Genomic DNA, 14,762 nt, shown 5'->3' with positions numbered 1-14,762 from the left:
TGATGGTCAAGCAGGGCACGCCGGTCGAGACCGTGATGGCCGCGATCTTCGGCGTGGTGATCGCCGGTTCGTTCGTCGAAATGGCCGTCTCGCGCATTCTGCCCTTCATCAAGCGCCTGATTACGCCGCTCGTCACGGGCATCGTGGTGCTGCTGATCGGCCTCACGCTCATCAAGGTGGGCCTCATCAGCATGGGCGGCGGCTACGGCGCCATCGCCAAGGGCAACTTCGCCAGCGCCGAAAACCTCACGCTCTCCGGACTCGTGCTCGGCACCATCATCGTGCTCAACCGCGTGCCCATCGTCTGGGTGCGCAGCACCGCGCTCGTCATCGCGCTCGCCATCGGCTATATCGTTGCGGGCGCGATGGGTCGCCTCGACTTCACCGGCGCGCGTGAAGCCGCGCTGTTCCAGATTCCGACGCCGCTGCATTTCGGCCTGGGCTTCTCGTGGTCGCTCTTCGTGCCGATGCTGATCATTTATCTCGTCACCTCGCTCGAAGCGATCGGCGACGTCACCGCCACCAGCAAGATTTCGAAGGAGCCGGTCGAGGGCCCCGTGTGGATGCGGCGCATCAAGGGCGGCGTGCTCGTCAACGGCTTCAACTCGCTTCTCGCCGGCGCGTTCAACACCTTCCCGAGTTCCGTCTTCGCGCAGAACAACGGCGTGATCCAGCTCACCGGCATCGCCAGCCGTCACGTGGGTCTCTGGATTGCGGGCATGCTCGTCGTGCTCGGGCTCTTCCCGCCCGTTGCCGGCGTGCTGCAGGCCGTGCCCGAGCCCGTGCTGGGCGGCGCGGCCATGGTGATGTTCGGCGCGGTGGCCGCGTCCGGCATCAACATCCTCGCGGGCATCCGGCTGGACCGCCGCGCCCTGCTCATCATCGCCGTCTCGCTCGCGCTCGGACTTGGCGTCTCCCAGGTGCCGGAAATCCTGACCAGCCTCCCGCATGCGCTCAAGAATGTGCTGGAATCGGGCGTGGCCACGGGTGGCATATGCGCGCTCGTGATGAACTGGTTCTTGCCGGAAAAGAAGTAAAGCGTTGAGCGCGCCACGCAAGCCGTGGCGTGCTGCGCTTGCCGTCTGATTCCAATTTATTGGATAATGCCTCCATCATCCTGGAAGCCAGCGAAATGGACAGTTCGACCGACGTCGGAATCAACGAGCGAATCGCGCGCTGCGTGCGCGACCTGCGCTCGACCCGCGGCTTGACGCTCGACGCACTGGCGGCGCGCAGCGGGGTGAGCCGCTCGATGATTTCCATGATCGAACGAGGCGCCGCCAGTCCCACCGCGGTCGTGCTCGAAAAACTTGCAGCGGGGCTTTCCGTCTCGATGGCGAGTCTGTTCGGCGGGGCCAGCGCGAGTGCGCCCGCGCAGCCGTTGGTGCGCCGCGAACAACAGGCGCAGTGGCGTGACCCACAGTCGGGCTATACGCGCAGGAGTGTTTCGCCGCCCAACTGGCCGTCGCCGCTCCAGCTCGTCGAAGTGGATTTCCCCGCCGGCGCGCGCGTAGCCTACGAAACCGCCAGCCGCGAAAATGTCATTCACCAACAGGTCTGGGTGATGGAAGGACGCATCGATGTGGAACTCGGCGACCAGCGCCATTCGCTCCATCCGGGCGACTGCCTGGCCATGCGGCTCGATCAGCCGCTGATTTTCAGCAATCCGGGGTCCCAAACCGCGCGGTACGTCGTTGCGATCTGCGACCTGAGCAGCACCTGAATCGACGTAACGCGTTCAAATTTCCACCCTTTTCGTTTAAACAGGATTCCCTATGAATGCGAAGTCACGGCATGAAGATGTGAGCTTTATCGACTGCACCGAAGCGAAGCATGCATCGGTGATTCTCGAGATCCTCAACGAGGCGATCGTCAATTCAACGGCCCTCTACGACTACAAGCCGCGGCCGCCCGAGGCAATGGCCACATGGTTCGGCACCAAGCGCGCGAACGGATTTCCGGTTGTGGGCGCGGTGGACGAGGCAGGCACGCTGCTCGGCTTCGCGAGCTGGGGCACGTTTCGCGCGTTTCCCGCATTCAAGTACACGGTGGAGCACAGCGTGTACGTGCATCACGACCATCGCGGCCGGGGCCTCGGCGAGCACTTGCTGCGCGAACTGGTACGGCGCGCCCGCGAAGCGCAGGTTCACGTGCTCGTGGGCTGCATCGACGCCACCAACACGGGCAGCATCGCCCTGCATACGCGTCTGGGCTTCACGCATTCGGGCACGATCAAGGAAGCGGGATTCAAGTTCGGTCGCTGGCTCGACGCCGCGTTCTACCAGCTCAACCTGGAAACGCCTGCCGAGCCCGTCGACGGCTGAAGGCGCTCCGAGTGACGGCTGGCCTGTTCGCCCGCGTACGGCAGGACGCGCGAGAAGCGGCTTTGATATGCGAGGCGGGAATTTCGCGGCAGCGGCGCGGTGCTTGCAAGCGGAAGGCGGCTCAGCGTTCACGGGGTCGGTCGTATCGGTGTCGATGCCGCGACGTCGCGGTGGCGGGTACGCAGCGGCTCGCGAGGCGCGCGCATCGAAGCGCCCGTTGCGCGTGGGGCGTGTTTCCTGGCCTGAGCGCGGCTGCCGGAATCTCGCTCCAGCCTGGCACGGCGCCCTTGCCTGTATACGAGGAGCATCGCGAAGCCTGTCGCCGCGAGCACGGCCGCGCGGAACGCCAGCGAGTCGAAGGCGCGTTCCGGCACATGCAAAAGCAGGATCGAGATGAGCACGGCGACCTGAATGAGGATCGCCGAGAGCGAAGCGACGAACAGATACGTGTGCAGGCGAACGGTCGGCGGCCTCATGGGACAGTGCTCCAGCAAGTTGCGTGGACAACGATGTCCGGTTGGCGTTTTCCCTCCGCGCTTCGCGAGCGCGCGACACACGGCTACACGGCACACTGTGCGGGGTCACAGGATCGTGCCAGCACCAAGCTGAAGAGAACCTTAAGCGCCACCGCCTGCGAAGAAGTTTTTTCCGTCGGTCGAAATCCTTCGCGGTCCTGTCTAACCAACGGCTTTCACGGCCTTTCGAATGCCCTCGATTTCCGCGCTAAGACGTAAAAATCGCTTGCGGCTCGTTGAGTGCTTACGTAAGGCCGACCGAAGCTAACGCCGATATCGACGCCGTAATGGGCAGCACCGGCGCCTCGTCCACTCACGGCTCGCCGAGACGGCATCCTGATCCGCCAGCCAACAAAAAAGCGCGCGACGGCAAGAAGCCGTCGCGCGCTCATTCATCGGGACGCGTCTCGTGCGCCCCTCACGCTCGCCTTAGTCGCGGTTCGCCTGCAACACGGTCAGGGCGGCCATGTTGATGATGCGTCGCACCGTGGAGCTCGAAGTCAGCACGTTCACCGGCGCATTCACGCCCAGCAGGAACGGCCCCACCGCCACATTGCTGCCCGCACCGGTTTTGAGCAGGTTGTAGGCGATATTGCCCGAGTCCACGTTGGGGCACACGAGCAGGTTCGCCGCGCCCTTGAGCCGCGAGTGCGGCAGGATGCGCAGGCGCAGTGCCTCGTCGAGCGCGCAGTCGCCGTGCATTTCCCCGTCGATTTCCAGATCGGGATTCTGCTCGCTCACGAGCTTGAGCACTTCGCGCATCTTCGTGCCCGAGGCCGAGCTGCCCGAACCGAAGTTCGAGCGCGAGAGCAGCGCGACCTTCGGCGCGAGATTGAGCCACGTCATCTGGCGCGCGGCCGCCAGCGTGAATTCGGCGATCTGCTCGGCGTTGGGGTTGTCGTTCACGTGCGTGTCGACGATCGCGACCGTGCGCTTGTCGAGCAGCAAGATGTTCATCGCCGCGTAGGTCTTCGCGCCGGGGCGCAAGCCGATCGCCTCGTCCACGAAGCGCAGGTGATCGTGATACGCGCCCACCGTGCCGCAGACCATGCCGTCCGCGTCGCCGAGGCGCACCATCATCGCGCCGATCAGCGTGAGGCGGCGGCGCATTTCCACGCGCGCCATCTCCTTCGAAATGCCGTCGCGGCAACGCAGTTCCCAGTAGGTCGTCCAGTACTGGTGGAAGCGCTCGTCATACTCGGGGTTCGTGACCTCGACATCCTCGCCGAGCTTCAGGCGCAGGCCGAACTTCTCGATGCGCGCGAGCAGCACCTCGGGGCGGCCAATCAGGATCGGACGCGCAAGCTTCTCGTCGACGATCACCTGCACCGCGCGCAGCACGCGCTCTTCCTCGCCCTCGGCGAACACGATGCGCGACTTGCCGCCATCACGCACGAACTGCTTGGCCGCCGCGAAGATGGGCTTCATGAACGCGCCCGAGTGATAGACGAACTGCTGAAGCTCGTTCGTATAGGCGCCGAAGTCGTCGATCGGGCGCGTGGCCACGCCGTCTTCCATCGCCGCCTTCGCGACTGCCGGCGCGATACGCACGATCAGACGCGAATCGAACGGCTTCGGAATCAGATACTTCGGCCCGAAACGCAAATCGTATGCGCCGTAGGCGGCGGCCACCGAATCGTTCAGCTCTTCTTCGGCGAGCTTCGCGATCGCATGCACGGCCGAGATTTCCATCTTGCGCGTGATGGTCGTTGCGCCCACATCGAGCGCGCCGCGGAAGATGTACGGGAAGCACAGCACGTTGTTGACCTGGTTCGGGAAGTCCGAACGGCCCGTGGCGATCACCGCGTCCGGGCGCACTTCGAGCGCGACCTCGGGGAAGATTTCCGGCGTGGGGTTCGCGAGCGCGAGAATCAGCGGCTTGTCCGCCATCTTCTTGACCATTTCCGCCTTGAGCACGCCGCCCGCCGAAAGGCCGAGGAACACGTCGGCGCCTTCGATCACTTCGGAAAGCGAGCGCGCGGACGTGTCTTGCGCGAAGCGTTCCTTGTCCGGGTCCATCAGCGTCGTGCGGCCCTGATAGACCACGCCATCGAGATCGGTCACCCAGATGTTCTTGAGCGGCAGACCCAGATCCACCATCAGGTCCAGACAAGCGAGCGCCGCCGCGCCCGCGCCCGAGGTCACGACCTTGACCTTCGAAATATCCTTGCCCACCACCTTCAGGCCGTTCAGGAACGCGGCCGAAACCGTGATGGCGGTGCCGTGCTGATCGTCGTGGAAGACCGGAATCTTCATGCGCTCGCGCAGCTTGCGCTCGACCGTGAAGCAGTCCGGCGCCTTGATGTCTTCCAGATTGATGCCGCCGAACGTGGCTTCGAGGCTCGCGATGATGTCCACGAGCTTGTCGGGATCGCTTTCGGTCACCTCGATGTCGAACACGTCGATGCCCGCGAACTTCTTGAAGAGCACCGCCTTGCCTTCCATGACCGGCTTCGACGCGAGCGCGCCGATGTTGCCGAGACCGAGCACGGCGGTGCCGTTCGTGATCACGCCCACCAGGTTGCCGCGGCTCGTGTAGCGAAACGAGTTCTGCGGATCGGCGACGATTTCCTCGCAGGCCACGGCCACGCCCGGCGTATAGGCGAGCGCGAGGTCGCGCTGGGTGACGAGCGGCTTGCTGGCCGTCACCGAGATCTTGCCCGGGGTGGGAAACTGGTGGTATTCCAGAGCGGCCTGACGATCGGTCTTGTTCATGTTCCTCACTCGATAGGATGGGGCCCGGCTCGCGTGGATCGCGTGGATCGGGGCATGCGCGGCCCGGCGTGTTCGAATGAGGCGATTCTAGAGAGCCCTCATAACGGGGCCATTTTGATTTAGTATGGGGCCATCATTTTTCCGTGATACCCGGAGTATCGTGTCTTTCAGCATTGACGACGTGACGAGGCGGTTGAATACGCGCCTGAAAATGCGCCATCTGGTCCTGCTCCTGCAGATCCGCCAGCACGGCTCGCTCACGCGCGTGGCGGAGCACATGGCGACGAGCCAGCCCGCCGTCACCAACGCACTGGCCGAAATGGAGAGCATGTTCGGCGCGCCGCTCTTCGAGCGCTCGTCGCGCGGCATGACGCCCACGGCGCTCGGCAACGTGGTGCTCGCGCGCGCGCAGGCCATGCTGCACGACCTCGATCACCTCGCGCGCGACATCGAGGCCGTGGTAGCCGGCCACGCCACGCGCCTGCATGTGGGCGTGATTCCGTTCATTTCGGGGCGCACGCTCGCGACTGCGATCCGCCTCACGCAATCGCGCCTGCCGCAACGCATCACCATGACGATCCACGAAGGCACGAGCGACGCCCTGCTGCCGCTGCTGCGCGACCACACGCTCGATATCGTGATCGGACGAGCCTCGTCCGCCGTGGATGTCGCGCAGTTGCGCTTCGAGGTGCTCTACCAGCAAAAGCCGCGGCTCATCGCGAGCCGCCGGCTCGCGGCCCGGCTCGCGCGCACCAGGCTCAACTGGGAAAAGCTCGTCGAGCTCGACTGGATACTCGGTGCGCCGCACACGCCCATACGCGAGCAAATTTCCGACCTCTTCCTGCACGCCGGCATGGCGCCGCCCGTGCCCATCGTGGAGAGCTACACGTCGCGGCTGATCGGCGAGATGATCGTTGCCAACGAGAATGCCGTGTCGATCGTGCCCGCCGACATCGCCGAGGAGCTCGTGCACTTCGCAGGCGTGGCGATCGTGCCGTACACCCTCGACTGGACGCTGCCTCCTGTCGCCTTGTTCACGCGCGCAGGCGTGCTGCGCGACGTCGATGCGACCTTTGGCCAGTCGCTGCGCGAGCTGTATCAGGAGGCCGAGAAAGCGCGCGGGTGAGCGTTTCGCGGCTTCGCCGCTACGCTCGGGCGCTTTCCAGCAGTTCGCTTTCCAACTCTTCAAGTTCCAGTCCGTGCGCGCGGTCGTGGTCGAGCAGTTCGCGCACGAGTTCCTCCAAAGTCATGCGCCTCTTCTGCGCGATTTCCTCGGCCACCGCCGCAATCGCCGCAATCGCCGCCATGCCGACGCGAGAGAGCACGGCGTATTCCACGTAGCGCCCAGGCGCGTCGATCAAGGCTTCCAGCTGGCTGGCGAGCGGCGTCGCGGAAGCGGCTCACGCCCGAGCAACGGCTGCGTTGCGGGTTGCGTGACTGCGAAGCAACCATGCACATGCAAAGCGGGGCGCATGCGCTACGCCCCCACGGTCCCTCCCGCGCTATCAACCGCTCAAGCGCAAGCGCACGTTTATCCGATTAAGTCTCGCACCCAGGGATAACCCGTATCTCGACAACGGGCCGTGCGGCTGCGACAACAACCCGCCAGGTGTTTACCCGCAACCATATTGCCAACAAATTATCGATATGCCGATAATATTCTCATGGATGTGAAAACTGCAGTGCGCGTCTTCGACGTGATCAACCTCTTTGCCGAAGTGCGGCAACCGATGATCTACAGCGAGATTGCGCGTCGAACCGAGATCCCGCTGTCGAGCTGCCACGCGCTGTTGCAGACGATGGTGGCCAAAGGCTATCTGTACGCGCCTGGCGTGAAGGCGGGCTACTACCCCACGCAGCGCTTGTTACACGTTGCGCGCGACATCTGCAGCGAGGACCCGCTCACGCTGATGTTCCAACCGCTGCTTTCCGCGCTGCGCGACGCCACCGGCGAAACAGCCGCGCTCGCCACGCTCGCGGGCAACCGCGTGGTTTATCTCGACGTGATGGAATCGCGCCAGAAGATCCGCTACAGCGACGAGCCGGGCGGCTTCATGACCGTCGCGAGCGCGGCGGGCAAGGCGCTGCTCGGCGCGCTCGCCCCGGCGGCGCGCAGCAAGCTGCTCGACAGCTGCGAGCCGCTCTCGGTCGCCCCCGGCGGCACGGTCGTTGACCGCACAACGTTCGAGCGCGAGATCGAGCAAGGCGTGGCCGACGGCTGGCATCGCTCGACGGGCGAAAGCGTGGAGGACGTAGCCGGCCTCGCGCGCGGCTTCCTGATTCATGGCGAGGCGTTTGCGCTCGTCATCGGCGCGCCCAAGGCGCGTCTTCTGAAGAACGAGCAAAACGCCGTCAAGGCGCTGCTCGACGTGTACGCACAAATCCCGCCTTCGTTGCTCGCCGCCTGAGACACGGGCGGCGCGAGCGGCGCCAGACGGATGAAAAAAGCGCAGGCCCCTGCTGCGGCCCGTGAAGTTTCGTGAAGTGGAGACAGTCAGCATGATGCGTTGGAAGAACCGGCCGGAAGGCTCGAACTGGGGCGACTTCGGTCCCGACGATCAATTGGGCCGCCCCAATCTCATAGGCGCGCAACAGGTGCTCAAGGGCGCGCAGGAGATTCGCGCGGGCCTCACCTTCACCCTCTCGCTGCCGCTCGACTTTCCCGGCGAGAGCAAGCTCAACGTGCGCCGGCATCCTCCCGTGCTGCGCCCCACGTTTCGCGACGGGCTGCCCTACGTGAACTTTCCGTTCGCGCGCAACGAAGCGGGCGCGACCGATGTCGTAAGCGACGATCAGGTGCTGCTCTCGCTGCAATACTCCACGCAGTGGGACTCGCTCGCGCATGTCGGCGCACGCTTCGACGCCAACGGCGACGGCGTGGCCGAGAGCGTCTATTACAACGGCTATCGCGCGAACGCTGACATCGTCGGGCCAGTCGAGTATCGCGCCGAGGACAACTTCGCGCCGCACGCGTGCGGCGGCGAACACAGCCACGCCGACGTGCTCGGCATCGAACATCTCGCCGTGAAGGGCATGCAGGGGCGCGGCGTGCTGATCGATTTCACCGCGCACTTCGGACGCGAACTGCGCACCGTGGGCTACGACGACCTGATGCGCGTGATCGAGGCGGACAGCGTGGAGGTCGAACGCGGCGACATGCTCGTGCTGCGCACCGGCTTCGCGGAGATGGTGCTCGAGATGAACCGCCAGCCCGACGAGGCCGTGCTGTCGAGCCATTGCAGTGCGCTGGACGGGCGCGACGAGCGCCTGCTGCAATGGATCACCGATTCCGGCATCGCCGCGCTCGCCGCCGACAACTATGCCGTCGAGCGCTACCCCGCACGCGCGCCAGCCACGGCCGGCGAGCATCCGCTCATGCCGCTGCATCACCACTGTCTCTTCAAGCTCGGCCTGCCGCTCGGCGAGCTCTGGTATTTGCGCGACCTCGCGCTATGGCTGCGCGAGCACGAGCGCTCGCGCTTCATGCTCACTGCGCCGCCGCTGCGGCTGCCTGGCGCGATGGGCTCGCCCGTCACGCCGGTCGCCACGGTGTAACCGACTGTTTCGTTTTCCTCTGTTTCATTTGCATATCAGAACATGGCCAAAGAAAGAGTCCTGATCACCGGCGGCGCAGCCGGCATTGGTGCAGCATGCGCCGCGCGCTGCGAAGCCGACGGTTACGAAGCGGTCGTCATCGACCGCGTGGGCGACGGCATCATCGCCGATCTCTCGGACACCGAAGCAACGGCGGCCGCGCTCGCCCGCGCGCTCGAAGGCGGCCCGATCACGCGCCTTATCAACAACGTGGGCGTGGTCTTGCCCGCCGACGCCGAACACCAGACGCTCGAAGAGCTCGAACGCGCCTGGGCGCTCAACGTGCGCTGCGCGCAGCAGTGCATGCAGGCGCTGTTGCCCGGAATGAAAGCCGCGGATTTCGGGCGCATCGTCAACATGTCCTCGCGCGCCGCGCTCGGCAAGGAGTTGCGCACGGCCTATTCGGCCACCAAGGCCGCCCTGATCGGCATGACGCGCGTGTGGGCGCTCGAGCTGGGCGCATTCGGCATCACGGCGAACGCCATCGGCCCGGGCCCCATCCGCACCGAACTGTTCGACCGCGCCAATCCGCCCGGCGCGCCGCGCACCGAGGCGATCATCAACGCCGTGCCCGTCAAACGCGTGGGCACGCCGGAGGATGTCGCGCACGCCGCCTCGTATCTGCTCGATGCGCGCAGCGGCTTCGTGACGGGTCAGGTGCTTTATGTATGCGGCGGCATGACCGTTGGCGTCGCGGGGGTTTGACGATGGCGAACAACGAACCGCGCACACAGCACCGCGCCGGCATTGTCGGCGCGGGTAGCATCGGCGTGGCATTCGCGATCTGCTTCGCACGGGCCGGCTGGCGCGTGCGTCTCTACGATCCCGACGCCGCTCGCCGCGCTGCCGCGCCCAAAGAAATCGCATTGCGCCTCGATGACCTCGCACACTTCCAGTTGCTCGACGAAAGCGCAGGCGAAATCGCCGCGCGCGTGGAGATCGTCGATACGCTGGAGGCCGCCGCAGCCAACGCCGATCTCGTGCAGGAATGCGCGCCCGAGCGCGCCGAGCTCAAGCGCGATCTCTTCGCGCAACTCGATCGCATTGCGCCAGCTGACGCGATCCTCGCGAGCGCCTCGTCGTTTCTCGCGGCCTCGAAGTTCGTGGGCGACACGCTGCCCGGCCGCGCGCGCTGCCTCGTCGCTCATCCCGGCAACCCGCCCTACCTCGTGCCCGTGATCGAGATCGTGCCGGCGCCGTTCACGTCCGACGCCGCCGCTGCGCGCGCCGTCGCGCTTTATGGCGAAGCCGGCATGAAGCCCGTGCGCGTGAAGCAGGAAGTGGAAGGCTTCATCTTCAACCGCCTGCAAGGCGCCGTGCTGCGCGAGGCGTATTGCCTCGTGCGCGATGGCGTCGCTTCGGTGGAAGACATCGACACCGTGATGCGCGAAGGGCTCGGCCCGCGCTGGTCGGTGATCGGACCGTTCGAGACCGTCGATCTGAACACGCGTGGCGGCATTGCCTCGCATGCACAGAAGATGGGCCCTTCGTACGAGCGCATGGGCGCCGAGCGCGGCCAGCACGACCCATGGACGCCCGAACTCGTCACACAGGTCGAGGCGGCCAGGCGCGCGGCCCTGCCGCTAGACCAATGGGACGAGCGCGTGGGCTGGCGCGACCGCCAGCTCATGCACCTGGCCCGCCACCGCAGGACCATGACCCGCAAAAACTCCTGAGCTGCGCAACCGCGCGAGAAGAGACCCGACAACTATTACGATTCAGACAGAGACACGCCATGCAGAAAGTCACCGCCTTCTTTACCGAGCTCATGCGCCGGTATTTGCCCGATCCTTTCGTCTTCGCGATCGGCCTCACACTACTCACGATGGCCCTCGCCGTGCTCGTGCAAGGGCAGGCCATCACGGCCCTCACCGCGAGCTGGGGCAAGGGCTTCTGGGCGCTGCTCGCGTTCACCACGCAGATGGCGGTGATTCTCGCAATGGGCTACGTGCTGGCGACCGCACCGCTCACCGACCGCTTCCTCGACCGCGTGGTGGCGCGCGTGAGCGATCCGCGCATGGCCATCATCGTGGCAACGCTCGTGGGCGGCATCGGCAGCTATCTGAACTGGGGCTTCGGCCTCGTGGTGGGCGGCATCGTCGCGCGCAAACTCGCGCTACGCGTGAAGGGCGTGCACTACCCGCTCATCATCGCCTCGGCCTATAGCGGCTTCACGCTCTACGGCCTCGGGCTCTCGGCGAGCATTCCCGTGCTGATCTCCACGAAGGCGCACCCGCTCGAAGCGCAGATGGGCGTCATTCCGCTTTCCGAAACGATTTTCTCGCCCACCATGCTCATCACGAGCCTCGTGACCCTCGTCACGCTGCCGCTGCTGAACGCATGGCTGCACCCGAAGGCGGGGCAGCCGGTCAAGGAAATCGACCACAGCCTGGAAGAAACGCAGCAGAAGGCGGCGCTCAACGTCGATCTGGACGAAGGCAATACGCTCGCCAACCGCCTGAACAATAGCCGCATCCTGAGCTACGTGATCGGTCTGATCGGCATGGGCTATGTGGCATTGCACTTCGTGCAGGGCGGCTCGATCGACCTGAACCTCATCAACTTCTTCATTCTGTTCCTCGGCATCCTGCTGCTCGGCACGCCGATCCGCTACGTCGAAAAGCTCAACGAGGGCATTCGCACGATTAGCGGCATCATCCTGCAGTACCCGTTCTATGCGGGCATCATGGCGATCATGGCGTCTTCGGGTCTCGTCGATACGCTCTCCCATGCCTTCGTGAACGTCGCGACACCTGCTACGTTGCCGTTCTGGGGTCTGGTCAGCTCGTTCGTCATCAACTTCTTCGCGCCCTCGGCCGGCGGCCATTGGGTCATTCAAGGCCCGTTCATGATCGAGGCGGCAAAGACGATCGGCGCTTCCGTAGGCCACACGTCGACCGCCGTGATGCTCGGCAACGCCTGGAACGATCTCGTGCAGCCGTTCTGGATCCTGCCTGCGCTCGCGCTCTCCAAGCTCAAACTCAAGGACATCATGGGCTACACGGTCATCATGATGTTCTGGATCGGCATCGTCTATTCAGTTGCGATCCTCGTTTGGCGCTGATACGTGAGTTCGCCTGAAGTGATGCCGCTTGCGCGGCATCCTTCGGCCATCGTCCCGAACTGAGTACAAATCCATGCCCTTTCTCATCGAGACCTTCGACAAACCCAATCACGCCGACGTGCGCGTGCGCGAACGCGACGTGCATCTGGCGTTTCTCGCGCGCAACAAGGCGCTGCTGCTCGCGTGCGGCGCGAAGCTCAACGACGACGGCAGCAACGCGGGCGGCGGCATCTATATCGTCGATGTGGAGACGCGCGAGGAAGCCGAGCGCTTCATCGCACAGGATCCGTTCACGCTCATCGGGCTGTTCGAGAGCGTGAAGATCATTCGCTGGCGCAAGGCCTACGTGGACGGGACCTGTTATCTGTAACCACGCGGCATGCGTGATCTCTCGATCGTTTCGCAGGCACGCCGATTGCTGGGCAGATGCGACTTCAATCCACAGGCGGGCGCGGCTATCAGCGCCGCGCCGTTACGCGAGGAGGAAATCGATCATGCTCAAGCTGGCGCTGTTCTTCGCCGTGGTTGCCGCGATTGCGGCCTTGTTCGGCTTCACAGGCATTGCAGCGGGCGCGGCCGCCATTGCCAAGATCCTGTTCTTCATTTTCGTCGTGCTATGCGTGGTTTTCCTCGTGATCGGCTTCGTGGTCACGAAAAAGATAGTCGACTGAGCAGAGCCGAAAACGAAATTGCGTGCATCGGGGCCGGACGGCTCCGATGCACGTATACGGCTCAGGCCGCGCGCTGGTAATACAGGTTTTGAGGATGCCGCGCCTGCGCGAAGAAGAACCAGCGCTCCGCGACCAGCCCTGCATACTGGATCACACACGCCGCAAGCAGCTGCGTCGCAGATAGCGAATGCAGCGCTTGCACGACCAGCGCCAGCGGCACCAGGAACGCGCACACGATAAACCCCCACTTGACCCGTTGCATCGTCGTGTCGGACTGGCCGTGGAAAAATTCGCGCAAATTGAAGGCGCTTGCCGTAAAGCCGCGCGAAATCTGCCTGACCTTGCTGGATTGAATACCCGTGGCGCTTTGCAGCGTGGAGCGCGGGTGCAGCCGTTCATTGCGAGCGAGCGTCGCCACGCGGCTCACGCAACCCGCCACCGTCAATACGCACGCGGCAAGCCCCAATGCCGGCACGATCCCGGGTGCCAGCCACGCGGCGCAAGCGGTCGCGAACGTGAAACCCGAAGCCAGTCCGAGCAGCACGAAATTGACGAGCGTGAGCGGCGTCGCCCACTCCTGAAGAAAGCGCAGGCACGCGTAGATCATGGCCGTGCAGACAAAGAGAGCCAAACTCGCGAGGAGCGCAACCGCACCCATGGCGAGCGACCAGGGCGCGTTCATCCAGTGAGCCAGTCCATACAGGAACGTCGTGGCGAGAAACACGGGCAGTGCGAGGCACTCGCGCGAGAGCCACGAAGTGCGCCACATGGCGATCGCGCGCCACGCGCGTTCCGGATGGCCCAGGTGGAAGAACGAAGCCAACAGCCCCAGTACGCCAAGCACGAGCGCAAGTGCCGCGCCGCAAACGTAGAATTGCTGCGGCACACTCAGCGACGGCGCCCACTCGGGATGCAAACGGGCGAGCGAGTCCACACAGAACAGCGCGACAAGCAACCCCTGCCCCGCACCCGAAAGCGTGGTCAGAAAAACGACGGAAAATGCGGGTCTCATTTAAATCTCCTGCGTCGCAGCGGGCCGCACGCGCGTAAATAGCGACTTGACTCGCGTTGCAAGACTCGCCAGATTGAGCTTGCCTGTGTCCATTTGCTCATCGAGCGCCCTTGCTCGCGACATCGCGGGCGTGCCGCGCCGAATCGCGAGGCCAACGAGGTCGATCGGCTCGCCGGAATCGAACGCATTGACGGCCGCCCCAACCGATCCCCCGCTGCCGCATCCGCAAGAGCCACTGCTGCAACTGCTCTCCGTCTTCCGGCGCGGCAGATAATGATTCGAGGGCTTCGTCCCCCACTCGGGCATCAACTGATAGCCACCGTGCGCCTGAATCGCCTTGGAAGCCGCCGACTCGGGATCGTGAATGTCGCCGAAAATGCGCGCCGAGGTCGGACATGCGAGTACACAGGCCGGCTTGCGGTCGCGCTCGGGCAGCGCCTCGTTGTAGATGCGGTCCGCGCACAGCGTGCACTTGGTCATCTCCTTGCGTTCCTCGTCGAGTTCGCGCGCGCCGTATGGGCAGGCCCACGAGCAATATTTGCAGCCGATGCACTTGTCGTAGTCCACGAGCACGAGCCCGTCTTCCTTGCGCTTGAAACTCGCCCCGGTCGGACAGACCGGCACGCACGGCGGGTCTTCGCAGTGCAAACACGATTTCGGGAAGTGAATGGTGTCCGAATCCGGAAACTCGCCGGCTTCGTAGGTCTGCACACGGTTGAAGAAGGTGCCCGACGGATCGGCATCGTACGGACGCACATCCGAAAGGCTCCCCGCCTGCCCCGAGGTATTCCATTCCTTGCAGCTCGTCACGCAAGCCTGGCACCCCACACAGACGTTCAGGTCGATCACCAGCGCCATTTGTGTCAT

At 64.6% G+C, this 14,762-nt stretch carries 15 protein-coding genes and 1 pseudogene; 11 read left to right on the top strand and 5 right to left on the bottom strand.

Annotation, left to right across the window (positions count from 1 at the left end):
• From VMJ11_RS26115 to VMJ11_RS26105, 3 genes are all read left to right on the top strand, one after another.
• Positions 1-1,037 (top strand): solute carrier family 23 protein (locus VMJ11_RS26115; protein WP_325623167.1); only part of this gene is annotated, 1,037 nt, incomplete at its 5' end.
• 95 nt (positions 1,038-1,132) lie between these two features.
• Positions 1,133-1,723, top strand: a complete 591-nt coding sequence (locus VMJ11_RS26110; protein ID WP_325623174.1) for an XRE family transcriptional regulator — start codon at positions 1,133-1,135, stop codon at positions 1,721-1,723.
• A 52-nt stretch (positions 1,724-1,775) separates the two neighbouring features.
• A complete protein-coding gene (locus VMJ11_RS26105; protein ID WP_325623165.1) occupies positions 1,776-2,324 on the top strand; it encodes a GNAT family N-acetyltransferase in 549 nt (182 codons plus the stop codon).
• A gap of 128 nt (positions 2,325-2,452) precedes the next feature.
• Here the strand turns inward: VMJ11_RS26105 and VMJ11_RS26100 are convergent, their stop codons facing one another.
• Both VMJ11_RS26100 and VMJ11_RS26095 read right to left on the bottom strand, forming a co-directional pair.
• Positions 2,453-2,800, bottom strand: a complete 348-nt coding sequence (locus VMJ11_RS26100) for a hypothetical protein (protein WP_325623163.1) — start codon at positions 2,798-2,800, stop codon at positions 2,453-2,455.
• A gap of 468 nt (positions 2,801-3,268) precedes the next feature.
• On the bottom strand, positions 3,269-5,554 hold the full coding sequence (locus tag VMJ11_RS26095; protein ID WP_325623161.1) for an NADP-dependent malic enzyme: 2,286 nt from the start codon (positions 5,552-5,554) through the stop codon (positions 3,269-3,271).
• Between the two features lie 124 nt (positions 5,555-5,678).
• Here VMJ11_RS26095 and VMJ11_RS26090 point away from each other — a divergent pair, with 124 nt between their 5' ends.
• The gene (locus VMJ11_RS26090) at positions 5,679-6,680 is read left to right on the top strand and encodes a LysR family transcriptional regulator (protein WP_414694471.1); all 1,002 of its coding nucleotides are present in this window, start codon (positions 5,679-5,681) and stop codon (positions 6,678-6,680) included.
• 130 nt (positions 6,681-6,810) lie between these two features.
• Here VMJ11_RS26090 and VMJ11_RS34555 read toward each other — a convergent pair.
• Positions 6,811-6,924 (bottom strand): annotated as a pseudogene (locus VMJ11_RS34555) (DinB family protein); the annotation flags it as partial.
• 294 nt (positions 6,925-7,218) lie between these two features.
• On the opposite strand from VMJ11_RS34555, the gene VMJ11_RS26080 reads away from it, so the two are divergent.
• From VMJ11_RS26080 to VMJ11_RS26050, 7 genes are all read left to right on the top strand, one after another.
• Positions 7,219-7,962 (top strand): IclR family transcriptional regulator, encoded by a 744-nt coding sequence (locus tag VMJ11_RS26080; protein WP_325623155.1) that lies wholly within the window; start codon positions 7,219-7,221, stop codon positions 7,960-7,962.
• Positions 7,963-8,056: 94 nt separating this feature from the next.
• Positions 8,057-9,109, top strand: coding sequence for a cyclase family protein (locus tag VMJ11_RS26075; RefSeq protein ID WP_325623172.1), 1,053 nt, complete (start codon positions 8,057-8,059; stop codon positions 9,107-9,109).
• A gap of 42 nt (positions 9,110-9,151) precedes the next feature.
• Entirely contained in the window at positions 9,152-9,853 is a 702-nt protein-coding gene (locus VMJ11_RS26070) for an SDR family oxidoreductase (protein WP_325623154.1), read from the top strand.
• A gap of 2 nt (positions 9,854-9,855) precedes the next feature.
• On the top strand, positions 9,856-10,824 hold the full coding sequence (locus VMJ11_RS26065) for a 3-hydroxyacyl-CoA dehydrogenase (RefSeq protein WP_325623152.1): 969 nt from the start codon (positions 9,856-9,858) through the stop codon (positions 10,822-10,824).
• 59 nt (positions 10,825-10,883) lie between these two features.
• Positions 10,884-12,212 carry a short-chain fatty acid transporter gene (locus tag VMJ11_RS26060; protein WP_325623151.1) on the top strand — a complete coding sequence of 443 codons (1,329 nt, stop codon included), beginning with the start codon at positions 10,884-10,886 and terminating at the stop codon, positions 12,210-12,212.
• Between the two features lie 73 nt (positions 12,213-12,285).
• Positions 12,286-12,582 carry a YciI family protein gene (locus tag VMJ11_RS26055; RefSeq protein ID WP_325623150.1) on the top strand — a complete coding sequence of 99 codons (297 nt, stop codon included), beginning with the start codon at positions 12,286-12,288 and terminating at the stop codon, positions 12,580-12,582.
• A 124-nt stretch (positions 12,583-12,706) separates the two neighbouring features.
• Complete coding sequence (locus tag VMJ11_RS26050) at positions 12,707-12,883, top strand: DUF1328 family protein (RefSeq protein WP_325623148.1); 177 nt, start codon at positions 12,707-12,709, stop codon at positions 12,881-12,883.
• Positions 12,884-12,944: 61 nt separating this feature from the next.
• Here VMJ11_RS26050 and VMJ11_RS26045 read toward each other — a convergent pair whose 3' ends face one another.
• Both VMJ11_RS26045 and VMJ11_RS26040 read right to left on the bottom strand, forming a co-directional pair.
• The gene (locus tag VMJ11_RS26045) at positions 12,945-13,895 is read right to left on the bottom strand and encodes a dimethyl sulfoxide reductase anchor subunit family protein (protein ID WP_325623146.1); all 951 of its coding nucleotides are present in this window, start codon (positions 13,893-13,895) and stop codon (positions 12,945-12,947) included.
• Positions 13,896-14,762 carry a 4Fe-4S dicluster domain-containing protein gene (locus tag VMJ11_RS26040; RefSeq protein ID WP_325623144.1) on the bottom strand — a complete coding sequence of 289 codons (867 nt, stop codon included), beginning with the start codon at positions 14,760-14,762 and terminating at the stop codon, positions 13,896-13,898.

The sequence above is a fragment of the Paraburkholderia sp. genome (assembly GCF_035501035.1).
Taxonomy (GTDB): Bacteria; Pseudomonadota; Gammaproteobacteria; order Burkholderiales; family Burkholderiaceae; genus Paraburkholderia.
This window is presented reverse-complemented; position numbering and strand designations above follow the sequence as displayed.

Coding starts and splice junctions, on each gene's coding strand:
- VMJ11_RS26045 (WP_325623146.1), bottom strand. CDS start 13,895: ATGAGACCCGCATTTTCCGTCGTTTTTCTGACCACGCTTTCGGGTGCG.
- VMJ11_RS26100 (WP_325623163.1), bottom strand. CDS start 2,800: ATGAGGCCGCCGACCGTTCGCCTGCACACGTATCTGTTCGTCGCTTCG.
- VMJ11_RS26050 (WP_325623148.1), top strand. CDS start 12,707: ATGCTCAAGCTGGCGCTGTTCTTCGCCGTGGTTGCCGCGATTGCGGCC.
- VMJ11_RS26080 (WP_325623155.1), top strand. CDS start 7,219: ATGGATGTGAAAACTGCAGTGCGCGTCTTCGACGTGATCAACCTCTTT.
- VMJ11_RS26110 (WP_325623174.1), top strand. CDS start 1,133: ATGGACAGTTCGACCGACGTCGGAATCAACGAGCGAATCGCGCGCTGC.
- VMJ11_RS26090 (WP_414694471.1), top strand. CDS start 5,679: ATGGGGCCATCATTTTTCCGTGATACCCGGAGTATCGTGTCTTTCAGC.
- VMJ11_RS26065 (WP_325623152.1), top strand. CDS start 9,856: ATGGCGAACAACGAACCGCGCACACAGCACCGCGCCGGCATTGTCGGC.
- VMJ11_RS26060 (WP_325623151.1), top strand. CDS start 10,884: ATGCAGAAAGTCACCGCCTTCTTTACCGAGCTCATGCGCCGGTATTTG.
- VMJ11_RS26040 (WP_325623144.1), bottom strand. CDS start 14,762: ATGACACAAATGGCGCTGGTGATCGACCTGAACGTCTGTGTGGGGTGC.
- VMJ11_RS26055 (WP_325623150.1), top strand. CDS start 12,286: ATGCCCTTTCTCATCGAGACCTTCGACAAACCCAATCACGCCGACGTG.
- VMJ11_RS26070 (WP_325623154.1), top strand. CDS start 9,152: ATGGCCAAAGAAAGAGTCCTGATCACCGGCGGCGCAGCCGGCATTGGT.
- VMJ11_RS26095 (WP_325623161.1), bottom strand. CDS start 5,554: ATGAACAAGACCGATCGTCAGGCCGCTCTGGAATACCACCAGTTTCCC.
- VMJ11_RS26105 (WP_325623165.1), top strand. CDS start 1,776: ATGAATGCGAAGTCACGGCATGAAGATGTGAGCTTTATCGACTGCACC.
- VMJ11_RS26075 (WP_325623172.1), top strand. CDS start 8,057: ATGCGTTGGAAGAACCGGCCGGAAGGCTCGAACTGGGGCGACTTCGGT.